This is a genomic window from Neorhizobium sp. R1-B (assembly GCF_004368875.1).
In the GTDB taxonomy this organism is placed as follows: Bacteria; Pseudomonadota; Alphaproteobacteria; order Rhizobiales; family Rhizobiaceae; genus Neorhizobium; species Neorhizobium huautlense.
On record NZ_SOEM01000009.1, the window covers coordinates 60,857 to 77,151 of the forward strand.

The 16,295-nt window shown below is 61.1% G+C and carries 17 protein-coding genes; 12 read left to right on the forward strand and 5 right to left on the reverse strand.

Annotated elements, in window-relative coordinates; genetic code table 11:
- Nucleotides 1-17 precede the first annotated feature (17 nt).
- Nucleotides 18-2,054, reverse strand: a complete 2,037-nt coding sequence (locus EDE05_RS14435) for an NADH:flavin oxidoreductase (RefSeq protein ID WP_134101770.1) — start codon at nt 2,052-2,054, stop codon at nt 18-20.
- 143 nt (nt 2,055-2,197) lie between these two features.
- Here EDE05_RS14435 and EDE05_RS14440 point away from each other — a divergent pair, with 143 nt between their 5' ends.
- Nucleotides 2,198-2,824 carry a TetR/AcrR family transcriptional regulator gene (locus EDE05_RS14440; RefSeq protein ID WP_134101772.1) on the forward strand — a complete coding sequence of 209 codons (627 nt, stop codon included), beginning with the start codon at nt 2,198-2,200 and terminating at the stop codon, nt 2,822-2,824.
- A gap of 59 nt (nt 2,825-2,883) precedes the next feature.
- Here the strand turns inward: EDE05_RS14440 and EDE05_RS14445 are convergent, their stop codons facing one another.
- Nucleotides 2,884-3,129 (reverse strand): DUF6074 family protein, encoded by a 246-nt coding sequence (locus EDE05_RS14445; protein ID WP_134101775.1) that lies wholly within the window; start codon nt 3,127-3,129, stop codon nt 2,884-2,886.
- 335 nt (nt 3,130-3,464) lie between these two features.
- Between EDE05_RS14445 and EDE05_RS14450 the strand changes: the two genes are divergently transcribed.
- The 4 genes from EDE05_RS14450 (at nt 3,465) to EDE05_RS14465 (ending at nt 6,467) form a co-directional block, all read left to right on the forward strand.
- Entirely contained in the window at nt 3,465-3,695 is a 231-nt protein-coding gene (locus EDE05_RS14450; RefSeq protein ID WP_134101779.1) for a hypothetical protein, read from the forward strand.
- Nucleotides 3,696-3,773: 78 nt separating this feature from the next.
- Nucleotides 3,774-4,043 carry a hypothetical protein gene (locus EDE05_RS14455; protein ID WP_134101782.1) on the forward strand — a complete coding sequence of 90 codons (270 nt, stop codon included), beginning with the start codon at nt 3,774-3,776 and terminating at the stop codon, nt 4,041-4,043.
- Between the two features lie 211 nt (nt 4,044-4,254).
- Nucleotides 4,255-4,977 (forward strand): response regulator, encoded by a 723-nt coding sequence (locus tag EDE05_RS14460; protein ID WP_134101785.1) that lies wholly within the window; start codon nt 4,255-4,257, stop codon nt 4,975-4,977.
- A complete protein-coding gene (locus tag EDE05_RS14465) occupies nt 4,974-6,467 on the forward strand; it encodes a HAMP domain-containing sensor histidine kinase (RefSeq protein ID WP_208325217.1) in 1,494 nt (497 codons plus the stop codon). The genes EDE05_RS14460 and EDE05_RS14465 overlap by 4 nt, the downstream gene beginning before the upstream one ends.
- Before the next feature lie 30 nt (nt 6,468-6,497).
- Here the strand turns inward: EDE05_RS14465 and EDE05_RS14470 are convergent, their stop codons facing one another.
- The gene (locus EDE05_RS14470; RefSeq protein ID WP_112800004.1) at nt 6,498-7,265 is read right to left on the reverse strand and encodes an ABC transporter permease; all 768 of its coding nucleotides are present in this window, start codon (nt 7,263-7,265) and stop codon (nt 6,498-6,500) included.
- Between the two features lie 112 nt (nt 7,266-7,377).
- On the opposite strand from EDE05_RS14470, the gene EDE05_RS14475 reads away from it, so the two are divergent.
- A complete protein-coding gene (locus tag EDE05_RS14475) occupies nt 7,378-9,468 on the forward strand; it encodes a 4Fe-4S binding protein (RefSeq protein ID WP_134101788.1) in 2,091 nt (696 codons plus the stop codon).
- Nucleotides 9,465-10,340 carry an FAD:protein FMN transferase gene (locus tag EDE05_RS14480; RefSeq protein ID WP_112800008.1) on the forward strand — a complete coding sequence of 292 codons (876 nt, stop codon included), beginning with the start codon at nt 9,465-9,467 and terminating at the stop codon, nt 10,338-10,340. The genes EDE05_RS14475 and EDE05_RS14480 overlap by 4 nt, the downstream gene beginning before the upstream one ends.
- A 2-nt stretch (nt 10,341-10,342) precedes the next feature.
- Here the strand turns inward: EDE05_RS14480 and EDE05_RS14485 are convergent, their stop codons facing one another.
- Together EDE05_RS14485 and pedF are read right to left on the reverse strand one after the other, a co-directional pair.
- Nucleotides 10,343-11,239 carry a transporter substrate-binding domain-containing protein gene (locus EDE05_RS14485; protein WP_208325218.1) on the reverse strand — a complete coding sequence of 299 codons (897 nt, stop codon included), beginning with the start codon at nt 11,237-11,239 and terminating at the stop codon, nt 10,343-10,345.
- A gap of 5 nt (nt 11,240-11,244) precedes the next feature.
- A complete protein-coding gene (pedF, locus tag EDE05_RS14490; protein WP_112800010.1) occupies nt 11,245-11,931 on the reverse strand; it encodes a cytochrome c-550 PedF in 687 nt (228 codons plus the stop codon).
- 149 nt (nt 11,932-12,080) lie between these two features.
- Here pedF and EDE05_RS14495 point away from each other — a divergent pair, with 149 nt between their 5' ends.
- The 5 genes from EDE05_RS14495 (at nt 12,081) to EDE05_RS14515 (ending at nt 16,269) form a co-directional block, all read left to right on the forward strand.
- A complete protein-coding gene (locus tag EDE05_RS14495) occupies nt 12,081-13,265 on the forward strand; it encodes an ABC transporter substrate-binding protein (RefSeq protein WP_112800012.1) in 1,185 nt (394 codons plus the stop codon).
- A 1-nt stretch (nt 13,266) separates the two neighbouring features.
- On the forward strand, nt 13,267-14,232 hold the full coding sequence (locus EDE05_RS14500; protein WP_112800014.1) for a YVTN family beta-propeller repeat protein: 966 nt from the start codon (nt 13,267-13,269) through the stop codon (nt 14,230-14,232).
- 15 nt (nt 14,233-14,247) lie between these two features.
- A complete protein-coding gene (locus tag EDE05_RS14505) occupies nt 14,248-14,709 on the forward strand; it encodes a hypothetical protein (protein ID WP_245519913.1) in 462 nt (153 codons plus the stop codon).
- Between the two features lie 7 nt (nt 14,710-14,716).
- Nucleotides 14,717-15,430 carry an ABC transporter ATP-binding protein gene (locus tag EDE05_RS14510; RefSeq protein ID WP_134101792.1) on the forward strand — a complete coding sequence of 238 codons (714 nt, stop codon included), beginning with the start codon at nt 14,717-14,719 and terminating at the stop codon, nt 15,428-15,430.
- A gap of 62 nt (nt 15,431-15,492) precedes the next feature.
- Nucleotides 15,493-16,269: an ABC transporter permease gene (locus EDE05_RS14515; RefSeq protein WP_162712428.1), complete on the forward strand. Its 777-nt coding sequence runs from the start codon at nt 15,493-15,495 to the stop codon at nt 16,267-16,269.
- Nucleotides 16,270-16,295: the final 26 nt, after the last annotated feature.

Below are 16,295 nucleotides of genomic sequence, written 5' to 3' on the forward strand. Positions count from 1 at the left end.
GCTGGCTCCGGCTACTCTCAGATGTCCTTTGCAAGCCGCAGCGCATCGTAGATGGCAGCATGCGTGTTGCGGGCCGCCACCGCATCGCCGATGCGGAAAAGCTGATAGGAGCCAGCCGGATTGCGTTCGATCGTCTGCGGTGCCCCGGAAAGCAGTTCATCATAGGAGACTTCCCCGAGGTTTTTCGAACCTGGCTTCAGCTCGAAGTATAGATCGTCCAGCGGGATGGTCCCGTGATTGACGACGATCTGGTCAACCATTCGCTGCTTGGCAACCCCGCCATAGTCGCTGCCGACATGGGCGACGATCTGGTTGCCGCTCCTCTCCACTGCTTCCAACCGGTAGGTGACCGTGAAGGTTACGTCGAGCTTCTGCAGCGCCCGCATGTAGGGCACGAGGTTCATCGCCATGACCTCCGGCGCGAAGGAACGGTCCGGCGTCATGATCTCGACCTTGCCGCCCGCCTTGGCGATAAATTCCGCGGCCTGCAGCCCTGCATGGTCACCCGCGTCGTCGAAAACCAGCACGTTGGTGCCGGGCCTCACGTCGCCCGAAATGATATCCCAGGAAGAAACGATGAGTTCGTTGCCCTTCGAAAGCACCTCGGTATGCGGCAGTCCGCCGGTCGCGATGATGACAACGTCTGGATTTTCCGCCGCAATCGTGTCCGCTTCCGCCCAGGTGTTGAAATGGAAGGTGACGCCAAGCTTTTCGCATTGGCTCATCCGCCAGTCGATGATGCTGATCATTTCCCGCCGACGTTCGCTCTGCGCCGTCAACCGTATCTGGCCGCCAGGATCGTTCGCCGCCTCGAAAACCACGACGTGATGGCCACGTTCGGCCGAAACGCGTGCGGCCTCCAAGCCTGCCGGCCCTGCCCCGACGATCACCACCTTCTTGCGCAGGGCGGCTTTTGGAATGGTGTGCGGCATGGACTCCTCGCGACCTGTCGCGGCATTATGGATGCAGAAGGCCATGCCGCCCTGATAGATGCGGTCGAGACAGTAATTCGCGCCAACGCAGGGACGGATGTCGTCTTCCCGCTTCTCGATGATCTTTCGCACGATATGCGGGTCGGTCATGTGCGCACGCGTCATGCCAACCATGTCGACCTTGCCCGCCGCAATGGCATGACGCGCTGTGGCGACGTCGGGGATCTTCGCGGCATGAAAGGTCGGGAAGTTCGTGGCCGCGCGGATCTCGCCGGCGAAATCGAGGTGCGGAGAGTTCGCCATTCCCTGGATCGGTATAACGTCGGTCAAGCCGGGATCCGTATCGATATGGCCGCGGATGACGTTCAGGTAGTCGATCAGCCCGCTGTCCTTCAGGCGTCTCGAAATCTCGATGCCTTCAGCTTGTCCGGTGCCGCCGGGAAGACATTCGTCGGCGGTGTAGCGGACACCGAGAATGAAATCATCGCCTACCCTCTCTCGCATCGCCTTGAAGACTTCGAGACAGAAACGCATCCGGTTTTCAAGGGATCCACCATAAGGTGCCTCAAGCTCATTTGTGAGCGGGGAAACGAACTGATCGATCAGGTGGCCATAGGCCTCCAGCTCCACGCCGTCCATCCCGCCTGCCTTCATGCGCTCGGCCGCATCAGCGAAGTCCTTGACGATGCGCTCGATATCCCAATCTTCGAGCTTCTTCGGGAAGGCGCGGTGCGCAGCCTCGCGATGATGGGAGGGGGCGACAACGGGCAGCCAGTCACCCTTGTCCCAGCGCGTGCGGCGGCCGAGATGGGTGAGCTGGATCATGATCGCTGCCCCCTCCTCGTGCACGGCATCGGTCATCTGCCGGATCCACGGTACGATTTCGTCCTTGTAGGCGAGCAGATTGTTGAAGACCGGGGGACTATCCTTCGACACAGCGGCGGAACCGGCCGTCATGGTCAATGCCACGCCGCCCTTCGCCCGCTCGACCGTATAGGCCCGGTAGCGCTCCTTCGGCATGCCGTCCTCCGGATAGGCCGGCTCGTGCGATGTCACGATGATACGGTTGCGCAAGGTCAGATGCTTCAGCTTATAGGGCTGAAGGAGTGGATCGTTCGACATGCGCGGGCTCCGGCCTAGGGATGTTCACGCAAAGTTAGGTGGGAATGTACATATATGTCAACGATGAAAACAGTCATGTCTTCTACCTGGGCAGATATGTACATTCGGCTTGTAGCTCTCGCTTGGATTTGTTAGGAGAATTTATGGATCAAGCGACAGGTGACAGCGGCTGGCGGGGCTCCTACGAGGGATGGCTCGAAGCTGCCTACGTTTCGCTGCTCGAGTCCGGTGTGGATTCGGTGAAGATCCTGCCGCTTGCAAAACGGCTCAATCTTTCCCGGACGAGCTTCTATTGGTTCTTCAAGGATCGCGAAGAGCTGCTGTCCGCGCTGATCTCGCGCTGGCGAGAGAAGAACACCGGCAACCTTGTGAAGCAATCCGAGGCCTATGCGGAGACGCTCGCCGAAGCGATGCTGAACGTCTTCGACTGCTGGCTGAACAAGGAGCTTTTCGATTCCCAATTCGAATTTGCCGTTCGCAGCTGGGCGCTTCAATCGCCCGAGATCCTGGCTGACGTGCAGCAGGCCGACCAGGTGAGAATGGAGGCGCTCAGCCGAATGTTCATGCGGTTCGGTTGCGACGAGGGGTCCGCGGATGTTCGCGCGAGAACGACCTATCTGGTACAGATCGGGTATATCTCGATGCAATCCAGGGAGGACATCGCCCTGCGCATGAAACGCATCCCCCGATACGTCGCGATCTATACCGGCCAGGCGCCCCAGCAGCGGGAACTCGACCGCTTTTTCGCCCGGCATGGCTACAGACAATAGCCTCCACGCCGTAAGCGGACGTCAAGACGACCGATCAAAGCGGGAGATGCAATCGTCGTTCATGATCCCGATGCGGCGGCAGCGTATTCCTTCTGCAGTTCCAGCTGCACCGCATTCATGAAGAGGCTCGCCTGATGGGAGATTTCTTCCACAGATGCGCCTTGCGCTGAGAGTTCCGCGGAAAAAAGCACCATTTCCGATCGCCAGAAAAGGTTTGCTTCTTGGCCATGGAGTGTCCGAAGAGCTTGCGCGCAACGTCTCACTTCGGCCGCCCGCCGGTCGGCGGGAAATTGCATTAGGGTCATGCCGTCTCCGTCATTGCCAAACGAATCGCTTGGTGTGGCAGAAGACTGGCCGCCAGTCCTTCACAAAAAGTGAACCTGCCCATCGGTCACGATTGTAAATGTCGTGGCGATCCAGAAAACCGGAAAGGTCGACGACTCCTTCTTGGATCGGCCATTGTGGAGAAGTACCGCAAGCCCGACGCGGTGTCCTATTCATACCAACGAACCGGTGGGAGCCGTAAAACGGCTCCGTGACACTTTGATACAATTTTGGTGCACCGCGGCATAGCTGTGCGACAAATGAGGGTTATTCCTTTCTCGTACCCCAGAGGTACGGCTAACGAGAAAGGAAACACATGTTCAGACATCTCATCATCGCACTTACCGCAGGTCTATCTTTCGCCAGCGCAACGCTCGCAGAAGACGGCAAAAACCGGCTGGACCGGACCCAGACGAATAGCATCAGCGTCGAAAGCGACAGCTATCGCAGCTCCGAGCAAACGCCTTTCGGCTCTCGCACCAGCCGCGACGACCGCCGCATCTTCGACAGCGGTGACTATTACGACGGTGCGTTTCGGCCCAACTAACCCCCGCAGCTCATTCAAGACCCCGATTGCCGCACGGTCGCAAACTCAAGCGCAATCAAAGCACAAGGATTTATACCAATGATCAAGACCACCAGCATCACTTTCTTGCTTGTATCCGCAGCTCTAGCCACCCCGGCCCTTGCCGAAGGTGATTATTACGAGGGCGTTCAGCGCCAGTCGCCGGTAGAGGCTGTCTCGCCGGGACGCAATTCTCTTGGCGATCACAGCAAGACCTTCTACTTTCCGAAGTCGGACGCCGGCTCATTCGCATGGAACACCACCCGCGACGACCGGAAAATCGGCGACAGCAGCGACAGTAGCGGCGACCAAGGAGGCCTCTCGCGCTAGAACCGAATGACACGGCCTCAACCCCGCACGCTGTTGTGAGGTTACCGGCCGAAGCGTCCCAGCAGTCACTCTGCGCCACCTCACGCAGAGGGCTGGTGGGACGGCGGTTTTTGGTGAGGAAAAGCCGTGCTCGTGATTATGTAAATGGGCTGTCCTTTTCCGGTCAAATTTGATGGCGGGGGCGATCGAATTGAATCTCGTGGGAATTGCAATGGAGACTTCGCCGCATATCGCCGTCGTGGATGACCATCATGACATCCGGGATCTGGTTGGCCAGTACCTGACAAGACATGGCTACAGGGTTAGTCTGGCCGAAAGCGGCGAGACGCTGCGTGAGATCTTGGCGCGCGAGGCCATCGACCTCATCGTGCTCGATATCATGATGCCCGGCGAGGATGGCATCAGCATATGCCGGCAGCTTCGCGCATCCATGGCAACCCCCATCATTTTCCTCACCGCGATGTCGGAAGACACCGATCGCATCGTCGGTCTAGAAATCGGTGCGGACGATTATCTTGTCAAACCCTTCAATCCTCGCGAACTGCTTGCACGGGTCCGTGCTGTCCTGCGTCGCGTCCAGGGGACGGCAGCGCGACAGAGTGAACCGATCAAGGGAAGCACTATTCGTTTTGATCACTGGACCTTGGACTTCGCCCGGCAGGAACTTACCGACAGCGATGGTATAGGTGTAGCATTGAGCACGGTCGAATTCCGGTTGCTCAAAGCGTTTCTCGATCATCCCGGAATGGTCCTCAGCCGGGACCAACTCCTTGATCTTACCTCCGGAAGAACCGCCGACCCCTTCGACCGCAGCATCGATAATCAGGTCAGCCGCCTGCGCAAGAAAGTCGAAGCAGATCCCAAAAATCCGGCCATCATCAAAACCCATTGGGGCGGCGGCTACAGCCTTTCGGCAAGCGTGGTGAAGTCATGATCGCGTGGTGGAAACGAAGTCTGGCCAGACAATTCATAGGCTTTATTCTTTTAGCGCTCGTCGTCTCGCAAGTGCTTTCGTTTCTCATCTCGTGGGATGAGCAGGGCAAGGCGCTGAAGGCGGCCTCCAAAAGCGAGTTTTTCACACGGACGGGTTCGATTACCCGACTCATGGAGGTCATTCCTACCGAACTTCGCGAAGAGGTACTGCAAGCCAGCGAGACATCCACCACTCGTTTTTGGCTGACAACTGGTCCACCGGCAGATCTTGTTGCCTGGCGGCGCAGCGCGACCTCGCACCTCGTCCGCCCGATCCGCAACGCTGTGGCCCTGCCTCCTGAATGGGGTCTTGGCTCTGCTTCGGGACAATTGGAAGCGGCACGAAGCGTAGAGACCGAAATCAGCGCCACCGCCGGGATGCCTGAATGGATTCAGGCTGGCGGCACGCTCTGGCCCTTGGATCAGCCCGCCAGATACACCGATCTCGTGACGTCGAACGGCAGCGGCTCGGGAATGGGAATGGCCGTCCAGCTCAAGAGCGGACTTTGGCTCAATACAGCCTATTTCAAGACAGCCGGAACACCCTGGTGGCGCTCGCCGTCGCTCTATTCCTTCGCATTAAGCGTCGTGATCCTCTGCGTGATCGTGATCCTTGCAACGGCCCGCATCACTCGTCCCATGCGCCAGCTTGCCATAGCTGCCGACGCTTTGGGGCGCGGCGAGAACATTTCGCCTATTCCCGAAAGCGGGCCCGACGACATCCGCTTGACAGCCGTGTCCTTCAATCGAATGCAGCAGCGGCTGCACCGCTATGTCGAGGACAGGGTCAGGATGCTTGCGGCGATCGGTCACGATTTGCGAACGCCTTTGACTTCACTGCGGCTGCGGGCTGAATTCGTATCGGATCCCGATGTCCAGCATCGAATGCTCGATACCATCGATGAAATTCAGGCGATGACGGAAGCGACCATAGCCTTTGCCAAGGGCGAGGCATCCACCGAGGAAACGCGGACGATCGATCTGTGTGCGCTGGTTGAAAGCCTCTGTCACGACCTGGGCGATCTGGGCCACAAAGTGGAATTCACGGAAAGCAAGAAGACCCACTATCGCTGCCGTCCCGGGGCATTGCGCCGCGCCATACGCAATCTCGTGGAGAATGCAGTCAGGTATGGTGGCAGTGCGAGCGTATCGATCGTCGAAACCGCGACCGGCTTCGACATTCTCGTCAAGGATCATGGTCCTGGCATTCCGGAGGAAATGCGGGACAAAGTGTTTTCGCCCTTCTTCCGGATGGAGAAGTCACGCAATCGGGAAACCGGCGGTATCGGCCTCGGAATGTCGATCGCCCGGGCGATCGTGCGGCACCACGGAGGGGATATAGAACTGTCGTCCAACAATCCGGGCCTGATGGTATGCGTGCACCTACCGAAAATGGACCGTGCAAACATCCGACATCGACAGGATGCGATGGCGGCACAATGGACATTATAGGTTGCCATGGCCGGCAATGGTCAACGAAGTTCAACGTTTCCAGCTCGCCGCCCGTGCCTCCCAGCGCTGGATGATTCCGTGCTCGGCGACCAGCATGACAGCGACGAACGAAAGTGAGTAGACGAGTACGTGGGCGGTCTGGAACTGCTGGAAATACAGGTGGATACGGAAACCGACCCCATTGGACCGGCCAAGAAATTCGACGACGAGCACGATCTTCCAGATGATAGCAATGCCGTTGCGTGCGGCCACTGCCAGCCAGGGTGCCAGTTGCGGCAGGACCAGGTGCCGAAGACGCTCCCCGCGCGAAAGCCGGGCCACCAATGCCAGATCATCGAGCGCCGGATCGAAGGACCGTACGCCTTGGCGGATGGTGACCATGACCATCGCCGTCTTGTTGAGCGTCACCGCGACGATCGCCGCAAGCTCGTTGAGCCCGATCCAAAGGTAACAGAGCACGATCAACACCAGCGCCGGCAGGTTCATGAAGATCGTCACCCAAGGATCAGCCCAGCGGTTGAGAATCCGGTGGCGCCCGAGCAGGAAACCGAGCAGGCAACCCGCCGCCATGGCAAGTCCGAATGAGACGACGACGCGCAGAAGTGTCGCGAACAGTTCTCTCGGCAATCGACCGGCCGCGGCCTCCGACCAAAATACCTGCGCGACGTCGACCGGCCCGGGAAGGACGGTCGGGTCCGCTTTCAAGGCGGCGAGGACGGCCCAGAATAGCCCGAACAGGCTGAGGGAAAGAAGGAACACGCCCCCTTGCAACCGGTCTTCGAGGCTCTTCTGCGACATCTGAATTCTCCCGAACCAACTATAGCGGCCGAACCGCATGTCCGATCCGCGACCTTGGTCGTATGGCGACCTCTCGCGCGCTGCATAGAAATCTGGCTGGGAGGATTGCGCCATGGGAAGACGCCTGGCCCTACTGAGCTTTTTTGTTTTCTGCATGCTTTTCTCCGGCCGCGCGGCCGGTGCGCCGCTCAGCCGTGAGGCGCTCGCAAACCTGATCGTACCGCCTTACGCGCTTGGCGAGCAGCTGAATGAAAACGGCGTCTGGACACTGCTGAATTCCGGCGGAGCGCAGGCAGGCTATGCCTTCGAGACCGGTCCGCTCGCTCCCCTTCCCGGGTTTTCCGGAGCTCCGATCAACATGCTGGTGCTGATCGACAGGGAGGGCCGCTTCCTCGATGTGCGGCTCATCGCCCACAACGAGCCAATCTTCGTATCCGGCCTTGGGGAAGCACCGTTGCGCGCTTTTCTCGAACAATATCGCGGGCACTCGATCCGGGAGGCGCTCGTCGTCGGCACACCCTATGGCGAGGCCGGGGGCGGCTCCAGTCTCGTCTATCTCGATGGGGTAACCAAAGCCACGGCTTCCGTCCGCATCGCCCATGAAACCATCCTGGCCGCAACGCTCGCGGTCGCGCGGGAGAAGATGCAGGGCGTGACAAGTGGCCCGCCCGTGCATCCCGATCCGTCGGTCGATGAGAAACTCGAATGGACGACGCTCGTCGAACGAGGCCTGGCTCGACATCTCAAGGTGACGAATGCCAAGCTCGATGAGGCCTTCGCGGGCACGAAATGGGCGGATGATAACCCGGAGGCAGCCACTGATCCGGAGGGGCTCTTCCTTGATCTTTGGGTGGTGGATATCGGCCCTCCCGCAATTGCCCGGGCCGTTTTGAGCAAGGAAAGTTTTGCCGATCTTCAACGCCTGCTGCGCGTGAGCCCGGACGACGAGCCCGTGCTGGTCATCGACGCCGGCCGCCATGGCCTCGTTTCGGCGGATTTCGTGCGCAACACGGCGCCCGACCGGCTTTCGGCTGCTCAGGATGGTCTGCCTGTTGCCCTACGTGATGCCGACATGACGGCCGAAACCGGACCGGGCGTGCCGCACGGCACGACGATGATCCTGAGGATCGACCGCCGCCTCGGCTTCGACCCGACGCGGGACTGGATACTCTCCGCCCAAGCCGTGCGCGCCCATGGCATGCTGAAGCCGGAGATGGGTTCGGCCCAGTTCCTGATCACTCTCAAGGCTGATCCCGCCTTTTTCGTCCGGCCGGAAACGTCCAGCGTGAGACCACCCTGGCAGGCGGCAATCGTAGACCGGAAATGGGACCTCGCGGCGCTTGGCATTCTACTTGCGGGCGTGTTCGGCGCAGTCGGCCCCGGCATGCACCAACTCGCCGCGCCGACGGTGCTGCGTCCGGCGCGGCTTGCTCTTCTGGCAGTTGTTGTGGGGTTCGTCGGCTGGTGGGGCCAAGGCCAATTGTCGATCGTCACGCCGCTCGCCGCTCTCCGGGCGATAAGCGGCGGCGGTAACCTGGCGGTTCTGCTCTACGATCCCTTTTCGCTCATGGTCTGGGGGGCTGCCATCCTTGGATTTGTGCTATGGGGACGCGGCCTCTTCTGCGGCTGGCTCTGTCCGTTCGGCGCCATGCAGGAATTCGCTCATCATGCAGGCCGCTTGCTCCGGCTGCCGCAATGGAACCCCTCGCCGATCTGGGACAGACGATTAAAGGCCGGTCCATGGCTCTCGCTGGCAGGTCTGGTCGCGGTCACCTTCTTCGCGCCCGAAAAGGCGGAAACCGCAGCGGAGATCGAGCCCTTCAAGACGGCCGTCACAACCTTCTTCCACCGCGAATGGTACTATGTCGCCTATGCCGCTTTCTGGCTATTTCTCGCCGCAGTGACCTTCAAGGGTTTCTGTCGCTATATCTGCCCCCTTGGCGCGATCATGGCTCTCGGCGGGCTGCTTCGCACGCGGAACTGGATACCTCGCCGCCTTGAATGCGGTTCTCCTTGCCAACTCTGCCACGTGCGCTGCCCGTACGGCGCGATCCGAAAGACCGGCCGCGTTGCCTATTCCGAGTGTTTTCAATGCCTCGATTGCGTGACCATCCATGACGATGCGACGCAATGCGTGCCGCGGGTGCTGGCGCATCGAAAGCGCGCGGCCAATCCGGTGACCAGGGTGGGGATCCCGGCATGAACCGCCGCCGCTTCCTGTTCATCGCCGCAGCCGTTGCCTTCCCCGGCCCTGCGCGCGCAGAGGTGACGACCTGGCAGGCAGACATGCTCGGCGGTACGGTGCGCGTGGATCTGCGCGGCCCTCGCGGTCTTTCCCGGCATGTCGCAGACCTGATCGGAACGACGATTGCCGAGGTCGAGGCGGCAGCGAGCCTGTTCAAGCCGGATTCGGCCCTCAACCGATTGAACGCCATTGGCCATCTCGATAGCGCGCCTCAGGCACTTTTCGATCTTCTCCGTCTTGCCGATCAGGTCCACCAGGCAACGGGCGGGCGGTTCGACCCGTCGGTCCAGCCGCTTTGGCGCGCTCTCGCCGAGGGCCGGGACATCGCGCAGGCGCGTGCCACGATAGGTTGGGAACGGGTGCGCTTCGATCCGTCCATTCGGTTGGGCAAAGGCCAGGCATTGACATTCAACGGCATCGCCCAGGGTTACGCCGCCGACCGGGTGCGTCATCTCCTGGGGAAGGCAGGTTACGCACAGGCCCTTGTGGAGATGGGAGAGTTTGCCGCTCTCGGCGGACCGTTCAGCGTCTCCATCGAGGATCCCGTTTTGGGCCAGGTCGCCATACGCCGGCTCACAGGCACCGCCATCGCAACCTCAAGTCCATCCGCCATGAGGCTCGGCAATGTCTTTCATATCCTCGGTCCCCATGGCGAGCGGCCCTGCTGGTCGACGATCTCGGTGGAAACGGAAGATGCCGCGATGGCAGACGGTTTCTCGACGGCCTTCTGCCTGATGACCGCCGATGAAATCCGCACAACGCTTGGCCGGATCGGCGGGTTGATGCGCGTGACGGCGGTGGATGCCGCCGGCGACGTCTCCACCTTCTAACGCTAACGCTGCGGCGGTGTGAAGGTCAGGCCATAATGGCTAAAGATGCGGCTGATTTGCCCGTCAGCGAGCGCCTTATCGATAGCATCATCGACCGCGTAGGCGAGATCCTTGTGCTGGTAGTTCACGCCAATGCCTATCGTCCAGTTCCCTCGCGCAAAACCCACGAGCGGGGGCGAATGCACCTTCAGCCCGCCGTCCGGATGACGGGTAAGCCCCGCCTCCAGTTCGGCGCGCGGTCCCATCGCCGCCTTGGTATCTCCTGCAGCGAGTCCATCCATGGCGGCCGCGGTAGACCGATATCGGTTGATCTTGCCTGCGGGACCAATCAGCGACGTGAGATAAAAATCGGCGATCGAGTCGTTTTCGACGGCAACCGGATCGAACCGGAAGAAGGGCGGGGTCGGCGCCTTCTCCTCGTAATCGGTGCCTCGATAGGCGATTGCTATGTTTTCGGTCGCATATTGTCCGGTAAAGGTCACCTGCTCGATGCGGCAGACAAGCTCGCTGTCATAAGGCACATGCAGCATGACATCGCTGACGCGACCGCCGATGGCTGCACCCTTCCAGACATAATTCATCAGGTCGGCTTCAAGATTTTCCCCAGCCGTAACGAGACGGAATTTTGCTTCCACCCCCAAGGCCTTTGCGATCAACCGTCCGACATCGACGTCCACGCCGGCCGCCTTCCCCTTCTCCTCGTAGGACCAGGGCGCATAGTCCGCATAGACTGCGAACTCGATCCAGCCCTCTTCTATGATCCGGTCGAATTCGCGGCCGACATCCTGTGCGAATGTGTTCTGCGGCTTGGCCTGAGGCACATAGCCCTCGCAGCGGGCAAGGGCGCCGCCCGGAAGGGCGACGCCGATTGCCAGAGCCAAAAAGGCGCAGCGCATCATGGCGGCTACTGGGTGGCCGAAAGGCCGACCGTCAGCACCTCCGCGGCCTTCTTCCAGCTTTCAGGCTTGTCGGAGAGGATACGCGCCGCCTCGTAGGTGACACTGTCGGCGACCGGCGCTCCGGAGGCCGTCTTCACGTCGGTGGCGATCGTCTCTAGTTCCTTCTTGAGCGCCGCGGTATCGGCGACCTTGCCGCTGCCAAGCTCGTCACGGATTTCGTGGAGGCGCTTTGCATGGGGATCCAACGCCCCATCCTCTGGGCGGGTCTCCACATAGGTGCGGATGGCCCAGGCCGCCTTCTGGCCAAGGATATCGCCAAAGGCCGGCATCTTGGTCGTGCCATCCTGGGTGTAGCCGTGACGGAAGCGCTCGATGAACCATTCGTCACCGTATTCCTCTGCTTCGAGGAGGCGCAGATCGGGCGCAAGGCCGCCAGAAACCGCGCCGAGTCCATGACAGCGTGCACAATTCTGGTTGAAGCCGGATGCCCCGATCTCGACCGCCTTCAGCCACACCTCGTGGCCGGCTTTTGCCTCGCGATAGGGGTTTTCGGTCAGCCACTCCTCGCCCACCTCCGGCAACGCGTCCGTGTTGACCGGCTGCGGCGCGACATCGCCGTGAGCGATAACCAGGCCGGTCGTCGCCATGAGGATGAAAACGGCGATCCCGCCGCGAATGCTATTGGCCGTCATGCGGTCCTCCCTCGCATTTCCAACTCGGCATTTTGTAAGGCAGCGCGGGTGCGGCGCGATATGCGACCTAGGTCGCGACATCCCATGACACCAAGGTCGTATTTCGAGCATCCCCGCATGCCGCCATGCTGGCGCAGGGAGGATGTGACATGGCGGAAAGCTTCAGGGATCGGAAAGGTTTGTGGCTCGCGGCCGCGATCTTCTGCTGGGCTTCCTCTGCCACGGCCGAAATCGCAGTACCCATGATTTACATGAGGCAGGAGATCCAGCCGCCGCCGGTCCTTTCCAATCTCGATCCAATCCCGGAGGACCGAGGCATTGCAGGAGCGGAGGTCGCGCTGGCGGACACGAAAACGACCGGCCGCTTCATGGGGCACGATTACAGCCTCGCACTCGTCTCGGTCGAGCCCGGCGGCGATTTCCTCGCGGCGGCCCGCAAGGCGCTTACCTCGTCGAAAATCCTGTTTCTCGACGCGCCGCCGGAAGGCATTCTGGCGGTGGCCGACCTGGCCGAAGCCAAAGGTGCCCTTCTCTTCAACGTTTCCTCCGGCGCAAAGCAACTACGCGATGCGGACTGCCGCGTGAATATGCTTCACACCGTGGCGGAAGACGCGATGCGCACCGATGCGCTGATGCAGGCGCTGAAAGCGCGGCGCTGGACCCGTACGGTGCTGATCGTCGGTCCCAAGCCCGAGGACCGGGCGTTTGCCGACATATTACGCACCTCAGCGCAGAAATTCGGCATCGACATCCTTGTCGAGAAAGACTGGACCTTCAACACCGACTTGCGGCGCGCCGCCGGTCGCGAGATTCCGCTGTTCACCCAGGACTTTCCCGATCACGACGTCCTGTTGATTGCCGATGAGGCTGACGATTTCGGGCGCTACGTGCAGGACAACACATGGCTGCCACGTCCGGTCGCCGGTTCGGAGGGTCTGCGGGGCGAAGGATGGGCGCCGGTGCTTGAGCAGTGGGCCGCAGTGCAGCTCCAGAACCGCTTCGAAAAGGCAGCGGGCCGTGAAATGGGCTCGCGCGACTATGCCGCCTGGGCGGCGGTTCGCACCATCGGCGAGGCTGTCACCCGGACTAATTCCGGCGATCCGGTCGTTCTGCGCAAGTTCATCCTGTCGGCCAAATTCGCCCTCGACGGCTTCAAGGGCCGCAGCCTCAGTTATCGCGACTGGGACGGCCAACTCCGCCAACCGATGGCCGTCGTTAATGCCCGCGCGCTGGTCGAACTCGCACCGCTCGACGGCTACCTGCACCAGACCAACGAAATGGACACGCTGGGCCTCGACCGGCCCGAAAGCGCCTGCACCGCCTTTGAGGGATGAGATGAGATTTCCGGCTCTGCTGATTGCACCTCTGCTGGTCGCCATGCCTCTTCAGGCGGGCGCGGGGGAGATCTGGGTAACGAACGAAAAGGACGATACCATTTCCGTCATCGATACGGTGCGCCTGGAAGTCGTACGCACCATCCCGACCGGCGAAAGGCCACGTGGGATCACGTTCAATTCCGACCGCAGCCGCGTCTATATCTGTGCATCCGACAGTGACACGGTTCAGGTGATGGATCCCGCCACCGGAAAGATCCTGCACGATCTGCCCTCCGGCGAGGACCCGGAGCAATTTGTACTCGCGCCCGACGACAGGCATCTGTGGATCGCCAATGAGGATGACGCGGTGACGACGGTCGTCGATGTCGAGACCCGTCAGGTGGTGGCCCAGGTCAATGTTGGCATCGAGCCGGAGGGCATGGCCGTTTCGCCGGACGGCAAGATCGTCATCACCACATCGGAAACGACCAATATGGCGCATTGGATCGACACCGAAACCAAGAAGATCTTTGCCAACACGCTTGTCGATGCCCGTCCGCGTCATGCCGAGTTCGCCAAGGGTGGAGCAGAACTGTGGGTCTCGTCGGAAATCGGCGGCACGATCACCGTCTTTGACGTCGCAACACAGGCCGAGAAGGCCAAGATCCGCTTTGAGATTACGGGCATCAAAGCCGACCTTGTCCAGCCCGTGGGTTTCGAATTCACCCCGGACGGCAAAACCGCCTTCGTGGCGCTAGGCCCCGCCAATCACGTGGCAGTGATCGATGCCGATACGTTCCAGGTAAGGACCTATGTCCTTGTCGGGCGCCGGGTTTGGCATCTCGCTTTCTCGCCCGACCACAAACAGCTTTTCTCCACCAACGGCGTCTCCGGCGATGTGACCATCATCGACGTCGCGTCGCTGGAGCCTGTGAAATCCATCAAGGTTGGGCGCTTCCCCTGGGGCGCGGCTGCCCGGCGATAACGATCGAGAGAGGACATGATGAAGAACGCAATTCTGGCAGCCCTGGCGCTTGCCGCCATGCCCTTCGCAGCGCTGGCGGGCGACGATGACGACAACAAGGGCAAGGCAGGCATGGGTCTTGCCGGCGTCCTTTCAAAATCCAATCGCGAAGCGCTGCCGAAGCTTACGCTCTCGGCAGGCCAGCCGGTTGCCAAGGGTTCGCTGAGGCTGAAGTCCGGCAGATATTACACGCTGGAAATCAAGGCGGACGGCAGCCAGGAGCTGGCGCTCGAGGGAGCCGGCTTCTTCCGCGCCATCTGGGTCAACGAGATCGTCATCGAGGGGATCGAAATCCGGCCGCTCGGCGTCGATTCCATTGAATTCGACGAGGCAGGCGAGGCGGAAATCAGTTTTGTCGCCATCAAACCGGGCAGCTACCATCTCAAGGTGCACGGCAGCAAGGGCGATACGCAACAGGTCTCGATCACCATTGAATGAGCAGGACATGAGCGGCTTGACAGTGGAAGACATCAGCCACGACTGGGGCGCCCGGCGCGCGCTTGATGGCTTGTCCTTTTCCGTTGAACCTGGCCGCTTCTGTGCTCTGCTTGGGCCGAATGGAGCGGGAAAATCGACGCTGTTCGGCGTGCTCACGCGGCTTTTTGCGCCACGAGCAGGCCGCATCGTCATCGCCGGTCATGACATGAATCGCGAGCCAAGCGCGGCACTCGCTCGTATGGGGGTCGTGTTCCAGGCCTCGACGCTTGATCTTGACCTGAGCGTCAAGCGCAATCTGCTCTATTTCGCGGCCCTTCACGGACTTTCCGGGCGGGAGGCGGAAACCCGAACCATGGCGGCACTCGATAGGCTCGGCATGGCGGAGCGTGCGGGAGAGAAAGCCGCGAAACTCAATGGAGGTCATCGCCGGCGCATGGAGATCGCCCGTGCACTCGTTCACCGACCGAAGGTGCTGCTGCTCGATGAGCCGACGGTCGGGCTCGATGCAGCCTCGCGCGCCGCCATCACGCAGCACGTGCACGATCTTGCGGCAGAGGGGCTGACGGTGCTCTGGTCAACCCATCTCGTGGATGAGGTACGAGCTCAGGACCGCCTCGTCATCCTCCATCGCGGCCGAGTGCTGGCGGACGGCGAGGCTGGCGACATCGGCGGCGACGATCTGAACCAACGCTTCCTCGCGCTTACAGGAGATCAGGCATGACGGTCGAGGCGTTTCCTGTGGCGGGGTCTGAAACCGTCGGCTTCCTCAAGCCGCATCCCTTCATGGCATTGCGGGCGATCGTTCACCGGGAGACGCTGCGGTTCCTTAGTCAGCGGGGGCGGCTGATCGCGTCGCTCGTGAGGCCACTCGTCTGGCTCTTCGTCTTCGCTGCCGGCTTTCGGGCCGCGCTCGGGCTGTCGATCACGCCGCCCTACCAGACCTACATAACCTACGAGATCTATATCGTGCCGGGACTGGTCGGGATGATCTTGTTGTTCAGCGGCATGCAGTCGTCCCTCAGCCTCGTCTATGACCGGGAGATGGGATCGATGCGGCTGTTGCTGACGGCACCTTTGCCGCGCTGGTGGCTGCTTGGCTGCCGGCTTTTGGCCGGCAGCCTGATCGCCGTGCTGCAGGCCTATGCTTTCCTGGCGATCGCGGCACTCTACGGCATCCGCTTTCCCTGGCTCGGCTACCTGTTGGCAGCCCCGGCGATGGCAGCCGCCGCGATGATGCTTGGCGCGCTCGGTCTGCTGCTCTCCTCCTTCATCCGACAGTTGGAGAACTTCGCCGGCGTGATGAACTTCGTCATCTTCCCGATGTTCTTCCTCTCGTCCGCCCTTTACCCGCTATGGAAGATGGCCGAGGCTTCTCCCCGGCTGAGAGACCTCTGCGCGCTCAACCCCTTCACCCATGCCGTCGAACTCATCCGCTTTGCCCTCTATGCCAAGGGCAATGCAACGGCGCTTGCCGTCACGCTCGCCGCCTTCGTCGTATTTGGCCTTGTCGCCGTCTGGGGCTACGATCCTGCACGCGGGATGACCGCGCGAAAGACATGACGCGCTGAGCGCTCGACACCGCCTTG

Bases quoted from the DNA above. Each gene is read 5' to 3' on its own strand.
- EDE05_RS14465 (WP_208325217.1), top strand. From the start codon at position 4,974: ATGATCGCGTGGTGGAAACGAAGTCTGGCCAGACAATTCATAGGCTTT.
- EDE05_RS14460 (WP_134101785.1), top strand. From the start codon at position 4,255: ATGGAGACTTCGCCGCATATCGCCGTCGTGGATGACCATCATGACATC.
- EDE05_RS14505 (WP_245519913.1), top strand. From the start codon at position 14,248: ATGATGAAGAACGCAATTCTGGCAGCCCTGGCGCTTGCCGCCATGCCC.
- EDE05_RS14480 (WP_112800008.1), top strand. From the start codon at position 9,465: ATGAACCGCCGCCGCTTCCTGTTCATCGCCGCAGCCGTTGCCTTCCCC.
- EDE05_RS14495 (WP_112800012.1), top strand. From the start codon at position 12,081: ATGGCGGAAAGCTTCAGGGATCGGAAAGGTTTGTGGCTCGCGGCCGCG.
- EDE05_RS14435 (WP_134101770.1), bottom strand. From the start codon at position 2,054: ATGTCGAACGATCCACTCCTTCAGCCCTATAAGCTGAAGCATCTGACC.
- EDE05_RS14475 (WP_134101788.1), top strand. From the start codon at position 7,378: ATGGGAAGACGCCTGGCCCTACTGAGCTTTTTTGTTTTCTGCATGCTT.
- EDE05_RS14445 (WP_134101775.1), bottom strand. From the start codon at position 3,129: ATGACCCTAATGCAATTTCCCGCCGACCGGCGGGCGGCCGAAGTGAGA.
- EDE05_RS14455 (WP_134101782.1), top strand. From the start codon at position 3,774: ATGATCAAGACCACCAGCATCACTTTCTTGCTTGTATCCGCAGCTCTA.
- EDE05_RS14485 (WP_208325218.1), bottom strand. From the start codon at position 11,239: ATGATGCGCTGCGCCTTTTTGGCTCTGGCAATCGGCGTCGCCCTTCCG.
- EDE05_RS14515 (WP_162712428.1), top strand. From the start codon at position 15,493: ATGGCATTGCGGGCGATCGTTCACCGGGAGACGCTGCGGTTCCTTAGT.
- EDE05_RS14450 (WP_134101779.1), top strand. From the start codon at position 3,465: ATGTTCAGACATCTCATCATCGCACTTACCGCAGGTCTATCTTTCGCC.
- EDE05_RS14510 (WP_134101792.1), top strand. From the start codon at position 14,717: ATGAGCGGCTTGACAGTGGAAGACATCAGCCACGACTGGGGCGCCCGG.
- EDE05_RS14470 (WP_112800004.1), bottom strand. From the start codon at position 7,265: ATGTCGCAGAAGAGCCTCGAAGACCGGTTGCAAGGGGGCGTGTTCCTT.
- EDE05_RS14440 (WP_134101772.1), top strand. From the start codon at position 2,198: ATGGATCAAGCGACAGGTGACAGCGGCTGGCGGGGCTCCTACGAGGGA.
- EDE05_RS14500 (WP_112800014.1), top strand. From the start codon at position 13,267: ATGAGATTTCCGGCTCTGCTGATTGCACCTCTGCTGGTCGCCATGCCT.
- pedF (WP_112800010.1), bottom strand. From the start codon at position 11,931: ATGACGGCCAATAGCATTCGCGGCGGGATCGCCGTTTTCATCCTCATG.